The organism is Mesorhizobium sp. M7D.F.Ca.US.004.01.2.1 (assembly GCF_003997785.1).
GTDB classification, from domain to species: domain Bacteria; phylum Pseudomonadota; class Alphaproteobacteria; order Rhizobiales; family Rhizobiaceae; genus Mesorhizobium; species Mesorhizobium loti.
This window is the reverse complement of the sequence record NZ_RZRQ01000008.1, coordinates 1-15338: the sequence shown is the minus strand read 5'-3', so window position 1 is coordinate 15338 and position 15338 is coordinate 1. Positions and strand designations below refer to the sequence as shown.

Here is a 15338-nt window from a genome sequence, read left to right as displayed (position 1 = left end):
GGCCCGCCAATCGCTGTCAGGCATGATGAATTATTCCGACACATCCATTGCTGCATCCGTGACCGCCCCGTTCCTCAGCCTTGAGAACGTGCGGAAGACCTATCCGGGCGTCGTCGCGCTCGACGGCTTCTCCATGGAGGTCAGGCCGGGCGAGGTCATCGGCCTCGTCGGCGAAAACGGCGCCGGCAAATCGACCTTGATGAAGATCCTCGGCGGCGTCACCACGCCGGACAGCGGCACGATCACCGTCGACGGCACCGCGCATGACAGGCTCTCCGTCGAAGGCAGCCTGGGGTCGGGCATCGCCTTCGTCCACCAGGAACTCAACCTGTTCGACAATCTCGATGTCGCCGCCAACATCTTCTTTGGCCGGGAGCCGTTGCGCGCCGGGCCGCTCAAGCTCGTCGACCGCGCAAAGCTGCGCACCATGGTGGCGCCGCTGCTGAAGCGCGTCGGTGCCAATTTCTCCGCCGACACGCAGGTCGCGACCCTGTCGCTCGCCCAGCAGCAGATGGTCGAGATCGCCAAGGCGCTGTCGATCGAGGCACGGCTGGTCATCCTCGACGAGCCGACATCGAGCCTGCCGCTCGCCGAGACCGACAAATTGCTCGACGTCATCAAGGCGCTGAAGGCCGACGGCATCAGCGTCATCTTCATTTCGCACCGCCTGCACGAGGTCGAGCGCGTCGCCGACCGCGTCGTCGTGCTGCGCGACGGCATGCTGGCCGGCACTTTGCAAAAGCGCGACATCGGCCACGACCAGATGGTCAAGCTGATGATCGGCCGCATGCTGAAGGAGCGCGAAAAAGCCTCCGAGGCGGCGCGTCCGCCCGGCGCTGTCGCCCTTGCGGCCAAGGCCATCCGCACGCCGGCCTATCCCGGCCGGCCGGTCGATCTCGATGTCAGGCGCGGCGAAATCCTCGGCCTTGCCGGCCTTGTCGGCTCCGGCCGCACCGAGTTGGCGCGGGTGTTTTTCGGTATCGACTCGAAGCTTGGCGGCGCGCTCGAGCTCGACGGCAAGCCGCTTGCGCTGGCTTCCGCGGCCGATGCCGTCGCGCATGGCATCTTCCTGGTGCCGGAAGACCGCAAGCTGACCGGCATCCTGCTCGACCTGTCGATCGCCCAGAACATTTCGCTGCCCAATCTGCCGGCGCATGCGCGCCGCTCCCTGGTTTCGGCAAGCGCCGAGACCGCCACCGCCGAGAAGCAGAAGAGCAATCTCGGCATCAAGGCGCCGTCGGTGCAGACGCGCACCGGCACGCTGTCGGGCGGCAACCAGCAGAAGGTCGTGCTCGGCAAGTGGCTGGCCATGAATCCGAAAGTGATGATCCTCGACGAGCCGACGCGCGGCATCGACATCGGCGCCAAGGCGGAAATCTATGGCCTGATGCGCGCATTGGCCGATGCCGGCGTCGCCGTGCTGATGATCTCCTCGGACATGGAAGAGGTGATCGGCGTGTCCGACCGCATCGCCGTCATGCATGAGGGCCAGATTTCGGGCATTCTCGACAAGGACGGGTTCAGCCAGGAAAACGTGCTGCTGCTGGCGGTGGGCAAGCAGCCGAAATAGTTTTTTGTTTTTGCCGCAGGTCTCGCGGAACCTGCCCGGGCAGGCATTGGGGAGAAGACGATGAGCAAGAAAGATCTCGGCCTGCTGATCCTGATCCTGGTGGTCGGCGCCATCGTGGCGATCATCAATCCGCGCTTCCTGTTGCCGATCAACCTCGCCAACACCTCGAACCTGATCGGCTTGTTCGGCATCCTGTCGATCGGCCAGGCCTTCGTCATCATCACCGGCGGCATCGAACTGTCGGTCGGCTCGGTGGTCGCGCTGCTGGGAACGCTGTTCATCGACTTCATCGCCGTGCGCGAGGTGGCGTGGCCGCTGGCCTTCGTGCTGATCCTCGTGCTCGGCGCCATCATCGGCCTGGTGCATGGCTGGCTGATCACAAGGCTCAAGCTGCAGCCCTTTGTCGTCACTTTGTGCGGCCTCTTGATCTATCGCGGCGTCGCCCGCTTCTACACCGCTGACGGCACCGCAGGCTTCGCCTTCGGCCAGAACTTTCCCGACCTCGAATTCCTCACCGCCGGGCGCTCCTACGGCGTGCCGAACAGCTTCATCGCGCTGATCGTCATTTCCATCGTCATGTGGGTGGTGCTGCACCGCTCGGTGTTCGGCCGCTATCTCTACGCCATCGGCAAGAACGAGGAGGCGGCGAAATACTCCGGCATCCGCACCGGCCGCGTCGTCATGGCGGCTTACGTCATCTGCGGCGTGCTGACGGCGCTGTCGGCGATCTATTTCGCCATGTACACGCGCTCGATCTCGCCGGCCAGCCACGGCCAGTTCTACGAACTCTACGCCATCGCAGCCGCCGTGCTCGGCGGCTTCTCGCTGCGCGGCGGCGAGGGCTCGCTGATCGGCGTCATCCTCGGCACGGTGCTGCTGCAGGAGCTGCAGAACCTCGTCAACCTGCTCGGCATTCCGTCTTCGCTCAACTTCGCGGTGATGGGCGGCGTCATCCTCATCGGCGTGCTGGTCGACCAGCAATGGGGGGTGTTCCGGGAACGGCGGCTGATGGTCGATGCCACCCGCAAAAGCGCCGCCGGCGCGGCCGCGGAATAACCGCCGGCCGCGACACGACAGCTTGTCCGCGCTTTGAGATTATTATAATAGCATAACCCGAACTTGGTCGGGGGCGGACGAGACATGCGCTGCGATTTGCGAGGCAAGGTAGCGCTGGTCACCGGAGCCGCGGGCGCGATCGGCAGTTCCATCGCCAAACGCCTGTCCGACAATGGCGCCGCGGTCGTCGTCGCCGACATCAACAGCGATGGTGCGAGCCAGATCGCGGCCGGTTTGAGCGATGCGATCGCCTGCCCAGTCGACATCCGCGATGCCGCATCGGTAGACAGTGCGATCGCCGCCATCATGGAGCGCCACGGCCGGCTCGACATCCTCATCAACAATGCCGGCGTCAACACGCTGGCGCATCGCGTCACCATTGACGAATTTCCCCCCGAGGAATGGGATCGCATCACCGGCATCGATCTCGACGGTCTCTACATCATGAGCCGCGCGGCATTGGCGCCCATGCTCGCCGCCGGCAGGGGCGGGCGCATCGTCAACATCGCCTCGGTCGTCGGGCTTGCCGCCATGCGGCTGCAAAGCCCCTTCGTCGCCGCCAAGGCCGGCATCATCCATCTGACGCGATCGATGGCCATCGAACTCGGAGCCAAGGGCATCCTGACCAACGCGATCGCGCCGGGCTCGGTGATGACGGCGCTGACGGCAAAACTGTTCTATGGCGACGACGGCAAGTTCGCCGGCCGCACGCAGGAATTCCTTGCCCATGTCCCGCTCGCCCGCCCGGCCCAGCCGGAGGAGATCGCGGAAACCGTGCTGTTCCTGGCCTCGCCGGCCGCCAGCTACATCAACGGCCAGGTGCTGGCCGTCGATGGCGGCTGGACGGCAGGATACATGATGTGAGTAAAGCCATGGAAATCGACCTTGATGGCGCAGCGATTGCCCTTGATGGCGACAGTAACCTGATCGCCGAGGCAGCGCTTGCCGCGCTGCTGGCCAATGGCGGCCTGCTGGTCGAGGGCTCACATGCGCGCGACGCCGATATCCTGCTGATGTCCTGTCCGCTGCGGCCGGGAACGGTGGCGGGAGATCCGCGATCGCTTTACGCCGATGCGCGCAAGGCTGCCGTGACCATGACCGAGCGTGGCAGCGGCCGCATCGTCTTCCTGGTGTCGGCCACCGCCGGCATGCCGATGCGCCGCCACCCGCGCTTTTCCATGGACAACGCCTCGATCCTCGCCGGCATGCGCACGCTGGCCATGGAGTTCGGCCCGAAGGTGCTGGTCAATGCCGTCGGCGTCGGCGCGGTTGAGGATGAAACCATGGTTTCCGGCGACAAGGCGATGCTCAGCCACACCCCTGTCGGCCGCGCCGGCAGCATCGAGGAAGCCGTTGCAGCCGTGCTGTTCTTCTGCGATCCCCTGAACACCTATACGACGGGCCAGATGCTGGGGGTCGACGGTGGATGGATGGCAGGCTATGGGCGCAATTTCTAAATTGTTGGTGCTCGACGCCGGCGAGCCCCTCGCGAATTATCGGGCCTCGGGGACAGCTTGGCGCGTCGCTGGAAAGCGCCCCTCGCAACCGCTATGAATGGCTGATGTCGCGTGATCCGCAGGAAGTGCTGGATCGCGCCCTCTTGGAGCATGGTGATGACCGATAGACCGCCGGCGGGCGAGAAGAAGCCGCAGCGCCTTGGCGTCCGCGAGATCGCCAAGCGCGTCGGCGTCGCGCCGATGACGGTGTCGCGCGCGCTCTCCAATCCGGACATGGTGTCGCCGGAGACGCGCGCCAAGGTGCTCGAAGCCATCGAGCAGGCCGGCTTCGTGCCCAACCGGCTGGCGTCGAGCATGCGCGGCAATGGCCGCATGATCGGCACCGTGGTGCCGCCGTTGATCAATTCGGGCATCGCCGAGCAGGTGCAAGGCATGTCCGACGAGTGCCATGAGAGCGGCTATTCGATGCTCCTGGTGCAGGGCGAGTTCACGCAGGAAGCCGAGGAGAAATCGATCCGCAATCTGCTCGGCTGGCGCCCGGTCGGCATGATCCTGCAGAGCTTCGTACAAAGCGAGGTCGCCCGCGCGCTTCTCAAGAGCAGCGGCGCACCGGTGGTAGAGATATCCGAGATCAAGGGCCGCAAGCCGATCGACATGGTGGTCGGCGTCTCCAATTTCGAGACCGCCTATGCCATGACCATGCATCTGGCGGCCAAGGGCTACAAGCGCATCGGCTTCGTCTCGACGCCCATCCACGGCAATGACCGCCTGCAGCAGCGCCGCACCGGCTATCACGCCGCACTCACCGAACTCGGTATCAAGAATCATGACGACATGGAGGTCGAGGTGCCGATCACCGCCCAAGGCGGTGCCGATGCGCTGGTGACGTTGACCTCCCGCCACAGGGATATCGATGCCATCTTCTTTTCCAGCGACACACTCGCCGTCGGCGCCGTACAGGAATGCCACCGCCGCCGCTGGGCGGTGCCGGGCAGGATCGCGATCGCCGGCTATGGCGACATGGATCTGGCAGCCCAGCTTTATCCGCCGCTGACCACGGTCAAGGTCAATCGCTACGAGATGGGCCGGCGCGCCGTGCGGCAATTGCTGGCACGGCTCGGCGGCAACACCAAGGTGCCGACCATCACCAGCCTCGGCTTCGAGATCGTCGACCGCGACAGCGCCTGATCAGTTCTTCCGCTCTTCCCGTCGCCCGAGGCGCTTTTCCCAGCCTTCGGCATGGACGTTGAGATAGGCGTGGGGATCGTAGGGGTGCTCCTTTATCGCTTCGATGTTGAGATCGATGCCGAGCCCCGGCGCGTGCGGCAGCGACAGATGGCCATTGTCCGGACTGACGGTCGGATGCCAGGTGACGAGGTCGCGCGTCCACGGGTCGTTGAAGGCGTCGAAATGCTCCTGGATGAGGAAGTTCGGCACGGCCGCGGCCAGCTGCAGGCACACAGCCGTTGCCACCGGCCCGCCGCTCTGATGTGGCGCGATATGGCTGCCATGGGCGAGCGCCAGATTGGCCACCTGCATCGACGGCGTGATGCCGCCGAGCGACATCGGCTCGGGCTGGAAGATGTTGACGCCACCGCCTGCCGCCAGCGTGTAGAATTGGCCGACCGTGTCGTACATCTCGCCGGTCGCCACCGGAATCGGCGATCGATGCGCCACTTCGTGCACGGTTTCCTGGCGGTCGCGCGAGGTCGGCTCCTCCCACCAGTAGATGTCGAGATCGGCGAATTTTTGCGCCGCCTGCAGGGCGGCGATCTCGGTGAAGCGCGCATGCACGTCGATCAGGATCAGCGTGTCCTTCGGCAGTTCATCGCGCAAGGCCCGGCAGATGGCGTAGGACAGCTCCAGCTCCTCGCGCGCGATAAAACCTTGCGCGGTGCCGAACGGATCGAGCTTGAACGCCTTGAAGCCCTTGGCCAGCACTGCCTTGGCGGCCTCGAGAAAAGCCTCCGGCGTGCGCTCGGTACGGTACCAGCCATTGGCGTAGCCGAGCACGCTGTCGCGCACCTGGCCGCCGAGTAGCTGGTGGATAGGCACGCCGAGGCTCTTGCCCAGTATGTCCCAGCAGGCGACCTCGATCGCCGCGATCACCGTGCGGTGGATATGGCCGCCGTCGAGCGAAACACTGTCCAGCATGCGTTTGGCTAGCGCATTGATGCGACGCGGGTCCTGGCCGATGGCGAGATGCTTGAGTTCATGCACGCCGGCTTCGGTGGTCTTGATGAAGCCGTTCAGCGTGCCTTCGCCGACACCGTGAATGCCCTTGTCGGTATGCACTTTGACGAATAGCCAGTTCTTCCAGCCGGCGCCGACGGCAAAGGTCTCGATCTCGGTGATCTTCATGCGGAACCCTAACTCAGCGCAGCGATCGTCGCGATGACGGCCTCGGTCGTCAGGCCATATTTCGCTTGCAAGGTCGGCACCGCGCCGCATTCGATGTAGCGGTCGGGCAGGCCGATGCGCGTTACCTTCTTCGCAATACCGGCATCGAACAAGGTCTCGACGACAAGGCTCGCCAATCCACCGACCACGACATGGTTTTCTGCCGTGACAATACGGCCAACTGAGTCGGCAAACTCGGCCACCGCTTCGGCATCGAACGGCTTTATGGTCGGAACATGCAACACGCCGACGGAGGTCCCCTGTTTGCGCAAGGCGTCCGCCGCGTCCAGCGCCCGCTCGGTCATGAAGCCGGTAGAGATGATACCGATATCCGAACCGTGGCGAAGGTGACGTGCCTTGCCGATATCAAAGATGTAGCCGGGTTCGAACACGATAGGCACGCTGCCGCGCAGCAGCCGCATATAGACCGGTCCCTGATGCTCGGCGATCGCCTTGGTTGCGGCCTCGATCTCGGTCGCGTCGCAGGGATCGATGATGGTGAGACCGGGGATCATGCGCATCAGCGCCAGATCCTCGATCGCCTGATGGGTGCCGCCATAGCCGGTCGTCAGGCCGGGCAGGCCGGCGACGATCTTGACGTTGAGGTTGGAGTGGGCAAGCGCGATGGCGACGAAATCATAGGCACGCCGCGTCGCGAACACGCCATAGGTGGTGGCGAACGGCACCTTGCCGGTGCGCGCCAGCCCGGCGGCGACGGCCACGAGATTCTGCTCGGCCATGCCGACATTGAAGAAGCGGTCCGGGAAGGCGTCGCGGAACGGCAGGATGTCGGTATATTTGCCGAGATCAGCGGTCAGCCCGACAATATCGGGCTGACTCTGGCCAAGTTTTGCGAGCGCCCGGCCGAACGGTGCCTCCACGCTGTGCCGACCACCGCCGTCATGTCGTTGCCGTCGATCTCGAATGTTTCCCAGCCGAAGGCGCGCCATTTGTCGGCTACAGGTTCCATGTCGAGCACGACAGGTCCGTCGGCCTGGATGCCGTTGCAGTCGATCAGCGCTACCAGCCCGTCGAGCCTGAAATGGCTGGCCGACATCGCCGCTTCCCAGGTCGAGCCCTCCTGCATCTCGCCATCGGAAAGCTCGACGAAGACGCGCGCGTCGGAACGGTCGACGCGCAAGCCCAGCGCCTGGCCGACGCCTTGCCCCAGACCGTGGCCGAGCGAGCCACCGATCATTTCGACGCCGGGCGTGGTGTCGAGCGTCGACATCTCCAGCCGGCTGTTGTCGGCGCCGTAGGTGACAAGCTCCTCGACCGGAATGATGCCGGCCTCGGCAAGTGCCGCCCACAGCGCGATGGAATAGTGCCCGGTCGACAGCAGGAAGCGGTCGCGATCGGGCCAGGCTGGATTGTGCGGGTCGTAGCGCAGTTCGTGGAAATACAGCGCCGCCAGCGCATCGGCGATACCCAGACCCTGGCCGATATAACCCTGGCCCTGGCCGCGCGCCATGGTCAGCATGTGGCGACGCAGCCGCCTTGCCTTGCGTTCGAGCGCGCCGATATCGGCGCTGCCGGGAGGGGAGTTTCGCTGCATCGGATCAGTCCTTGTCGAGCCCACCCGACATGTTGAGCCGCTCGGCGGTCATGTAAGCGGGCGAATCGAGGCAGAGCCACACCACCGCTTCGGCCACCTCGGAAATCTCGGCGCGGCGGCCGAGCGGAATGCGGCGGGTGCGCTCGTCGAGAAAGGTCTGCAGATCGTTGCGGCCGTTGGCGCGGGCCAGATCGGCCTCCGTCGAACGCTGCATCTCGGTGTCCATCATGCCGGGCGCCAGGCTGTTGACCAGCACGCCATAGGGGGCCAGCGCCACCGCGGCGGCACGGGTGATGGAATCGACGCCGGCCTTGCTGGCGGTGTAGGCGGTGTAGTCAGGCAGTGCCATGCGCGAGCCCGGCGAGGTGATGTTGACGATGCGCCCGGAGCGCTGCTCGCGCATCACCCGGCCCGCCGCCTTGCAGGCCATGGCAAGGGCGGTGACATTGAGCGCCAGCGTGCGGGTCCAGGATTTGTAGGTGGCGTCGAGGAACGGCTCGATCACGCCATAGCCGGCATTGTTGACCAGGATGTCGATGCCACCCCAGCGCGCGACCACTTTTCTCACCGCCGCTTCCGGCGCGCCCTCCAGCGTGAAATCGCTGATGATGCTTTCGCTTTCCATACCGGTTTCGCCGATCTGCCTGACGGTCTCGGCCAGTCCTTCTCCATTGATGTCGGTGACCGCGACGACAGAGCCGCGCCGGGCCAACTGGATCGCCACCTCACGGCCGAGGCCGCCGGCGGCGCCGGTGACCAGCGCTCTCCTTGGCGTCGTATTTTGATTTTCGGTAGGCAAGCGAACACCCTCCTGGTGGCCATCTTGACGGGATTGATACCGGTACCATAAATGGCTGTCAACGGGGATGTGCTATTGTCCCATCGACCGTGCGGTCGGTTGGAATGGAGAGAAAAAAGATGAAAGTCGTCGCGCTCGAAACGCTGCAGCTGGCGGAGTTCCCGTTCCTATTCTGGCTGCGCGTCCACACCGATGCCGGCCTTATCGGCACCGGCGAGACCTTCTGGGCGCCGGGGCCGGTCGCTTCCTACATCCACGACAATGTCGCCGCCTATCTCCTGGGCAAGGATCCGCGCGACATAGAGCTGCACGACCGAACGCTGGGCAGCGTCTATGTCGGCGCGCGCGATTCCGGGGCCGAGGTGCGTGGCAACTCCGCCGTCAACATCGCGCTGTGGGACATCTACGGCCAAGCGCTCCGCGAGCCGGTCTGGCGGTTGCTTGGTGGGCGCACGCACAGAACCGTGCCGATCTACAACACTTGCGCCGGCTACAAACATGTCCGCGCCACGAAGAAGAACGCGCTGTTCGAGCGTGGCGAGGACTGGTCGCTCAAGGCGGGCGATTCGAACGAAAGTCCGTATGAGGATCTGCTTGCCTGGCGCTACAATGCCGGCGACCTCGCCAGGAGCCTGAAGTCGGAAGGCATCGGCGCGATGAAGATATGGCCATTCGACATCGCCGCCGAGGCCTCGAATGGCACCCGCATCTCGCTTGCCGACCTCGACAAGGCGCTGGAGCCTTTCCAGAAGATCCGCGACGCCGTTGGCCGCGACATGGAGATCATGGTCGAGCTGCACGGGCTGTGGACGTTGCCGCCAGCGCTGCGCATCGCCGAGGCGCTGAAGCCCTACGATGTCGCCTGGCTGGAGGAGCCGATCCGCTACAACGAGCTCGACGCCATGGCCGAGCTCGCCCGCCACACCTCGATACCCGTCGCCGCCAGCGAGCGGCTTGCCTCGCGGCAGATGTTCAAGCAGTTGATCGACAAGCGCGCGGCTAGCGTGATCATGATCGATCTTGCCTGGTGCGGCGGGCTCTCGGAAGCGCGCAAGATCGCCAACATGGCCGAGGCCAGCGAACTGCCGGTGACCCTGCATGACTGCACCGGGCCGATCGTCTATGCCGCCAGCTGCGCACTCTCGGCCACCTTGCCGAACGTCAACTACCAGGAAGCGGTGCGCGCCTATTTCACCGGCTGGTACACCGAGATTGTCGCCGACATTCCGCCGGTCAAGGACGGCCATGTCGCGCCGCTCGAAGGGCCGGGGCTTGGTCTCAGCCTGCGGCCGGAGTTGTTCCAGCGGCCTGACGCGACGGTGCGCATCACCAAAATCTAGCCGTCATCAGGCTCTTTTCTGAGCCAGTAGACATTATGCTATTATAATCTATGATGAACCGAAGCGGGCGATCCACAAGCTCGCCGCCGGCGCTGAGCCGACCGGCGCAGACGGGTTCAGGGAGGCTTTGGTGGCAATTTCTGCGGCGCGCGCACGCGAGGATTCCAGGGGTGCGCCAAACCTCCCCGACCGGAAGGTCCTGCTCGATTTGTTCGAACGCATGGTGCTGTTGCGCCGCTTCGAAAGCATTGCCCAGATCGCCTGCCGCAAGGGTGAGACGCCCGGCTTCCTGCATCTCTATATCGGTGAGGAGGCGACCGGCGTTGGCGTCTGCGCGCATCTGCGCCCGACCGACTGGGTCACCTCGACCCATCGTGGCCACGGTCACGCGCTGGCCAAGGGCGCCAATCCGGGACGGGTGATGGCCGAACTGTTCGGCAAGACCGACGGCATCTGCGGCGGCCGCGGCGGCACCATGCATCTCTATGACCGCTCGGTCGGCCTGTTCGGCACCAACGGCATCGTCGCTGCCGGCATCGGCCATGCCGTCGGCATCGGCATGAGCGCGCGCCAGCAAGGACGCGACGACATCGGCGTCGCCTTCTTCGGCGACGGCGCCGCCAACCATGGCGGCTTCCACGAAGCGCTCAACTTCGCCGCTGTGCAGCGGGCCCCGCTGTCTTCGTCTGCGAGAACAATCTCTACGCCACGGCGACGCCGCTCAACTCCGTCACGCTCAATCCCGAGATCGCCACCAAGGCCGCCTCCTACGGCATGCCTGGCGTGGCGGTCGACGGCAACGACGTCTTCGCCGTCTGGCTGGCGATGAAGGAAGCCACCGAGCGCGCCCGTGCCGGCAAGGGTCCGACGCTGATCGAGGCCAAGACCTACCGCACCGTCGGCCACCATGAGGGTGATCCGGTCATCGGCACCTACCGGACGCAGGAAGAACTCGACTCCTGGATCAAGCGCGATCCGATCGACATGTTCCGCAAGAAGCTGGTCGAGGATTATGGCGTCGCCGATGCTGAAGCGCTGGCGGCCATCGAAAGCCGGATCGAGAAGGTCGTCGAGGAGGCGCTGGCCTTCGCCCGCAACTCGCCCGAGCCCGATCCGGCGACCGTGCGTCTGCATGTCTTTGCCGATCCGATCAACCCGCCCGCCGCCTTGGCTTGGCGTGCCGTCAGCGAGACGCGCGTGCAAGGCTGGCTCGAAGCCGTGCGCGACGGCATTGCCGAGGAGATGCGCGCCGATCCGGCGATCCTCTATTTCGGCGAAGGCACCGGCGAACGCGGCGGCAGCTTCGCCCACACAAAGAACCTGTGGCAGGAGTTCGGCGCCGAGCGGATGGTCGACACGCCGATCTCAGAACAGGGCTTTACCGCGGCCGCCGTCGGCGCCTCGGCCACCGGCGCCCGCACCGTCTCGGACCTGATGTTCGCCGACTTCGCCTTCGAGACCGCCGGGCAGATTTTTTTGCAGGCGGCGAAGCTGCGCTACATGACCAGCGGCCTGATGAGCGCGCCGATGGTTGTGCGGGTCGGCGCCGGAGCGCTGCGCAGTTCCGGCCCGCATCATAGCGGCATCTATCACCCGGTCTTCGCCCACATGCCGGGCCTCATCGTTTGCGTGCCCTCGACCCCGGCCGACGCCAAGGGCCTGATGAAGACGGCGCTCAAGGCCGGTGACCCGGTTATCATGCTCGAACCCAAGGCGCTGTTCGCGTCCAAGGGCGAGGTGCCCACCGGCGAACATTATGTGCCGTTCGGCGTCGCGCGTATCGCCCGGGCCGGCACCGACATCACCATCGTCGCCGCCGGGCAGATGGTGCAGCGCGCGCTGGAGGCGGCGCAGGCGCTGGCCATTGAGGGCATCGAGGCCGAGGTGATCGACCCGCGCACCATCATGCCGCTCGACATCGACACCATCGTCGCCAGTGTGCGGAAAACCCATCGCCTGCTCATCGTCGATGAAGCCTGGGCGATGTGCGGGCTTGGCGGCGAGATCGCGCAAGCGATCAACGAACTCGCCTTTGACGAGCTCGACGCTCCGCCCGGAAGACTGCACACGGCGCCGACCTCGCATCCCTTCGCGCCGGTGCTGGAGCGCGCCATGCTGGTCGACACGGCGCGCATCGTCCAGGGTGTGCGCGACGTCATATCAGGCAAGCCGCCGGTGCCGGATCACTGGTACACGGTCGGCCTGAAAAGTGCTGTGCCGGCTAATCTCGCGCCTGTCCCGGCCAAGCCGCAACCCGCCACGCCGGCGCCAACGACCGCACCTGCCGCCAGCGACGACGAGCCGATAACGATGCCGTTCGGCGACCTCACCGTCAGCGAGGGCACCGTCGTCAAATGGCTGAAGGCGGTCGGCGATGCGGTCAAGGAGGGCGAACTGATCGCCGAGATCGAAACCGACAAGGCCGTGGTCGAGATCGAGGCGCCGATCAGCGGCACGCTTGCCGCGATCGACCAGCCGGTCGGCGCCGTCGTGCCGATGGGCGGCCGCATCGGCGGTATCAAGAAATAGTCCTCTCTCCCAAACATTCCGAAGGGCAAGCATGAAGATCTTGTGCGCCAACTGGCAAGCCGCCGACGAAGCCGAACTCGAGCGCGAGCACTATCCCGACATCGAACTCATCCTCGCCCGGTCGACCAACGACAAAGCAGCCGTACTCGACCTGGCTGTCTGCGAGACGGTCGATGCCGTCATCAACTATTCGCCCACCCACAATGTCGCAGCCGCCCCGACCGCCTTTCCCAAGGCACGGATCGCGGTGCGTTCCGGCGTCGGCTTCGACAACATCGACACGGCGGGCTGGGGTGCGCGCAAGATTCCGGCCTGCAACGTGCCGGACTATGGCACGACCGAAGTCGCCGACCACGCCATCGGCCTGATGCTGGCGCTGACGCGCGGCACCTCCGCCTACGGCGCGGAGCTCTCCGGCAACGGCGCCGATGGCTGGCATTTCTCCAAGGCGCCGCTGGTGCGCCGGCACAAGGGCGCCATTTTCGGCATTATCGGGCTTGGCCGCATCGGGCTGGCCACCGCCCGTCGCGCCGCCGCCTTCGACATGAAGGTGGTCTTCTACGATCCGCATCTTCTGTCCGGTGTCGACCTGTCGACTGGCTACGAGCGGGTCCATTCGCTGGCCGAACTGATGGCGCGGGCGGATGTGGTCAGCGTCCACGCCCCGTTGAGCGAGGAAACCCGCAAGCTGCTTGGCGCGGCCGCTTTCGCCGCCGCCAAGCCCGGGCTTGTCCTCATCAACACGGCGCGCGGTCCGATCGTCGATCTCGACGCGCTGGAAGCCGCGATGCGCAAGGGCACGGTCATCGGAGCTGGACTGGACGTGCTGCCGAACGAACCTGGCGATCTCGACCATCCGCTTCTGGCCGCCTGGCGTGCCCGCGAGCCGTGGATTGCCAATCGGCTGATCGTCACGCCGCACGCCGCCTTCTACAGCCCGGCCTCGATGCGCGACCTCAGGCTGAAATCGATCGAGGTTGTGCACGCCTATCTCGCCGAGGGCCGGCTCACCAACTGCGTCAATGCAGAGTATCTGAAATGAACATGGCGGTGGCGCAGACACCGCGGCTGGCTGTTTCGCCCTATGCACGCCGCCTGGCGCGCGAGCGCGCTCTTCCGCTTGAAACCCTTCGTGGCAGCGGACCGGGTGGCCGCATCCTGGGCGCCGACGTGCTGGGCTTCGTTCCAGTCGCCGCGCCCGTGAATTTGCCCGATATCGTCGCCCCTTCCGTTGCCACTCCCCGCATTGCCGCCTTTGCGGCGTCAGTCGCACTGACCGCGCTGCGAGACCTGCTGGCCGCGCTGGAGAGCACAGGGAGGGCGTTCGACTTTGACGACGTGCTGTTGCGCGCGGTGGGTCGTGTATGCGGTGAGATCCCGGATGCCGCCAAGGCCGGCGAGACTTCGGTGGCGATGGAACTGGCAGGCCGGCAAGCGGTGTTTGCGACCGTCCCTGAGCTGCCCCTGACGTCGCTGCACGCAACGCGGCTTGCAGCCCTGGCCGACAGTCGCGACGACGCGGAAATGCCGGCGCTGCTTTCCATCCGCCTGCTGCCGGCGAGCAGCATCCGGCCACTGATGCTGCCGCTGTTGCCGGGCCGCGCCATGCGCCTGGCTGTCTCGGTAAGTTCAGCAAGTGATCATGCCGAATGCCTGCTCGTCACAGACGCGGCAAGCGTTGACGAGGGTATCGCCGCAGCGTGGCTCGCCGCTCTGAAATCGGCGATCGAACACCCGCTCCGCCTCTTTGTCTAGGACGGTTGATGGTCGTCAGCCTTGGCTTTTGGCCTTATGCATGTCGTCATCCCAAAACCGGAACCACTTTTGGGCGACAAGCATAGCCTCGAAGCGAAGAAGCTATTATAAAAGCTTTGACACAGGCGCGACGAGGCTCATGGATAACTCCGTTCCTACCATCGACAGTCTTCCCCGGCGCACGCTCGGCCGCACGAACGGGCCGCTGTATCGCCAGCTCGCCGACATATTGCGCGAGCCGATCGGCAACGGCACCTTCCCCGTCGGCGGCGAACTGCCGAAGGAAGCGACCATTGCCGAGCACTTTGGTGTTAGCCTGATCACGGTGCGGCAAGCGTTGCGAGACCTCGAGGCCGACGGGCTGATCAGAAAACGGTCGGCGAAGCCGGCTGTGGTCACGGCGCGCAATCCGTCCGTCAATCTGAGCTGGAAATTCAAGAACTTCGCCGATATGGCGGCCTTCACCAAAGACGCGCAACTGACGGTGAAATCCTATCGCAAGGAGGTTTCCCCCGTGCTCCAGCGCCATTTCGGCATGGCCAAGGACGAGGCGGGCTACTGCCTGCGCGGCATCCTGTCGGTGGGCGAGCAGAAGAAGGCGCAGATCACCAGCTATTTCCCGCCTGCTGTCGGAGCGAAGCTGAAGCGGGACGATTTTTCCGACGTGCTGATCTTTCGCTCGGTGCAACGGCATCTCGGCCTGCGGCTGGACGTCGCGCATGTCACGGTCCGCGCCGAGATCGCCGACGAGGCCATCGCGGAAGACCTCGGCGTCGCTCTTGGCAGTGCGGTCCTGAGCGTGGAGATGCTCTATCAGTCGGCCGACCAGCAGAGCATCGAGTTCACCATCGCGCGGCATCCGGCCGATCTCTTCAGC

At 65.2% G+C, this 15338-nt stretch carries 15 protein-coding genes and 1 pseudogene; 12 read left to right on the top strand and 4 right to left on the bottom strand.

The features are described from left to right. The first annotated feature begins 25 nt into the window (after positions 1 to 25). The 5 genes from EN993_RS03240 (at position 26) to EN993_RS03220 (ending at position 5271) form a co-directional block, all read left to right on the top strand. Positions 26 to 1570, top strand: a complete 1545-nt coding sequence (locus tag EN993_RS03240) for a sugar ABC transporter ATP-binding protein (RefSeq protein ID WP_127262390.1) — start codon at positions 26 to 28, stop codon at positions 1568 to 1570. A 60-nt stretch (positions 1571 to 1630) separates the two neighbouring features. Continuing rightward, a complete protein-coding gene (locus tag EN993_RS03235) occupies positions 1631 to 2626 on the top strand; it encodes an ABC transporter permease (protein ID WP_109667096.1) in 996 nt (331 codons plus the stop codon). Between the two features lie 84 nt (positions 2627 to 2710). Next, positions 2711 to 3490: an SDR family NAD(P)-dependent oxidoreductase gene (locus tag EN993_RS03230; protein ID WP_127262362.1), complete on the top strand. Its 780-nt coding sequence runs from the start codon at positions 2711 to 2713 to the stop codon at positions 3488 to 3490. After that, positions 3487 to 4083 (top strand): SDR family oxidoreductase, encoded by a 597-nt coding sequence (locus tag EN993_RS03225; protein ID WP_245468613.1) that lies wholly within the window; start codon positions 3487 to 3489, stop codon positions 4081 to 4083. The genes EN993_RS03230 and EN993_RS03225 overlap by 4 nt, the downstream gene beginning before the upstream one ends. Positions 4084 to 4239: 156 nt before the next feature. After that, positions 4240 to 5271: a substrate-binding domain-containing protein gene (locus EN993_RS03220; RefSeq protein WP_245468611.1), complete on the top strand. Its 1032-nt coding sequence runs from the start codon at positions 4240 to 4242 to the stop codon at positions 5269 to 5271. Here the strand turns inward: EN993_RS03220 and EN993_RS03215 are convergent, their stop codons facing one another. From EN993_RS03215 to EN993_RS03200, 4 genes are read right to left on the bottom strand one after another with little or no spacing between them, the layout of a single operon-like run. After that, positions 5272 to 6444, bottom strand: a complete 1173-nt coding sequence (locus EN993_RS03215; RefSeq protein ID WP_127262359.1) for a mandelate racemase/muconate lactonizing enzyme family protein — start codon at positions 6442 to 6444, stop codon at positions 5272 to 5274. 8 nt (positions 6445 to 6452) lie between these two features. Continuing rightward, positions 6453 to 7364, bottom strand: coding sequence for a transketolase C-terminal domain-containing protein (locus EN993_RS03210; RefSeq protein WP_245468610.1), 912 nt, complete (start codon positions 7362 to 7364; stop codon positions 6453 to 6455). Further along, the gene (locus EN993_RS03205) at positions 7298 to 8038 is read right to left on the bottom strand and encodes a transketolase (protein WP_245468608.1); all 741 of its coding nucleotides are present in this window, start codon (positions 8036 to 8038) and stop codon (positions 7298 to 7300) included. The genes EN993_RS03210 and EN993_RS03205 overlap by 67 nt, the downstream gene beginning before the upstream one ends. A 4-nt stretch (positions 8039 to 8042) precedes the next feature. Next, positions 8043 to 8837, bottom strand: a complete 795-nt coding sequence (locus tag EN993_RS03200) for an SDR family oxidoreductase (RefSeq protein WP_127262357.1) — start codon at positions 8835 to 8837, stop codon at positions 8043 to 8045. 119 nt (positions 8838 to 8956) lie between these two features. Here EN993_RS03200 and EN993_RS03195 point away from each other — a divergent pair, with 119 nt between their 5' ends. The 7 genes and pseudogenes from EN993_RS03195 to EN993_RS03175 all read left to right on the top strand — a co-directional run. Then, the gene (locus EN993_RS03195) at positions 8957 to 10177 is read left to right on the top strand and encodes a mandelate racemase/muconate lactonizing enzyme family protein (RefSeq protein WP_127262356.1); all 1221 of its coding nucleotides are present in this window, start codon (positions 8957 to 8959) and stop codon (positions 10175 to 10177) included. Between the two features lie 220 nt (positions 10178 to 10397). Then, the gene (locus EN993_RS37625) at positions 10398 to 11006 is read left to right on the top strand and encodes a thiamine pyrophosphate-dependent dehydrogenase E1 component subunit alpha (protein ID WP_245468617.1); all 609 of its coding nucleotides are present in this window, start codon (positions 10398 to 10400) and stop codon (positions 11004 to 11006) included. Then, positions 10907 to 11233, top strand: a pseudogene (locus tag EN993_RS37620) (thiamine pyrophosphate-dependent enzyme); the annotation flags it as partial. The gene EN993_RS37625 and the pseudogene EN993_RS37620, both read left to right, overlap by 100 nt. 186 nt (positions 11234 to 11419) lie before the next feature. After that, entirely contained in the window at positions 11420 to 12706 is a 1287-nt protein-coding gene (locus tag EN993_RS37615) for a transketolase C-terminal domain-containing protein (protein WP_245468615.1), read from the top strand. Between the two features lie 31 nt (positions 12707 to 12737). Further along, the gene (locus EN993_RS03185; protein ID WP_127262355.1) at positions 12738 to 13748 is read left to right on the top strand and encodes a C-terminal binding protein; all 1011 of its coding nucleotides are present in this window, start codon (positions 12738 to 12740) and stop codon (positions 13746 to 13748) included. After that, complete coding sequence (locus EN993_RS03180; protein WP_127262354.1) at positions 13745 to 14461, top strand: E3 binding domain-containing protein; 717 nt, start codon at positions 13745 to 13747, stop codon at positions 14459 to 14461. The genes EN993_RS03185 and EN993_RS03180 overlap by 4 nt, the downstream gene beginning before the upstream one ends. A 139-nt stretch (positions 14462 to 14600) precedes the next feature. Next, positions 14601 to 15338 (top strand): GntR family transcriptional regulator (locus tag EN993_RS03175; protein ID WP_164757524.1); only part of this gene is annotated, 738 nt, incomplete at its 3' end.

Bases quoted from the DNA above. Each gene is read 5' to 3' on its own strand.
- EN993_RS03240 (WP_127262390.1), top strand. From the start codon at position 26: ATGAATTATTCCGACACATCCATTGCTGCATCCGTGACCGCCCCGTTC.
- EN993_RS03235 (WP_109667096.1), top strand. From the start codon at position 1,631: ATGAGCAAGAAAGATCTCGGCCTGCTGATCCTGATCCTGGTGGTCGGC.
- EN993_RS03230 (WP_127262362.1), top strand. From the start codon at position 2,711: ATGCGCTGCGATTTGCGAGGCAAGGTAGCGCTGGTCACCGGAGCCGCG.
- EN993_RS03220 (WP_245468611.1), top strand. From the start codon at position 4,240: ATGACCGATAGACCGCCGGCGGGCGAGAAGAAGCCGCAGCGCCTTGGC.
- EN993_RS03215 (WP_127262359.1), bottom strand. From the start codon at position 6,444: ATGAAGATCACCGAGATCGAGACCTTTGCCGTCGGCGCCGGCTGGAAG.
- EN993_RS03205 (WP_245468608.1), bottom strand. From the start codon at position 8,038: ATGCAGCGAAACTCCCCTCCCGGCAGCGCCGATATCGGCGCGCTCGAA.
- EN993_RS03195 (WP_127262356.1), top strand. From the start codon at position 8,957: ATGAAAGTCGTCGCGCTCGAAACGCTGCAGCTGGCGGAGTTCCCGTTC.
- EN993_RS37625 (WP_245468617.1), top strand. From the start codon at position 10,398: ATGGTGCTGTTGCGCCGCTTCGAAAGCATTGCCCAGATCGCCTGCCGC.
- EN993_RS37615 (WP_245468615.1), top strand. From the start codon at position 11,420: ATGCGCGCCGATCCGGCGATCCTCTATTTCGGCGAAGGCACCGGCGAA.
- EN993_RS03185 (WP_127262355.1), top strand. From the start codon at position 12,738: ATGAAGATCTTGTGCGCCAACTGGCAAGCCGCCGACGAAGCCGAACTC.
- EN993_RS03180 (WP_127262354.1), top strand. From the start codon at position 13,745: ATGAACATGGCGGTGGCGCAGACACCGCGGCTGGCTGTTTCGCCCTAT.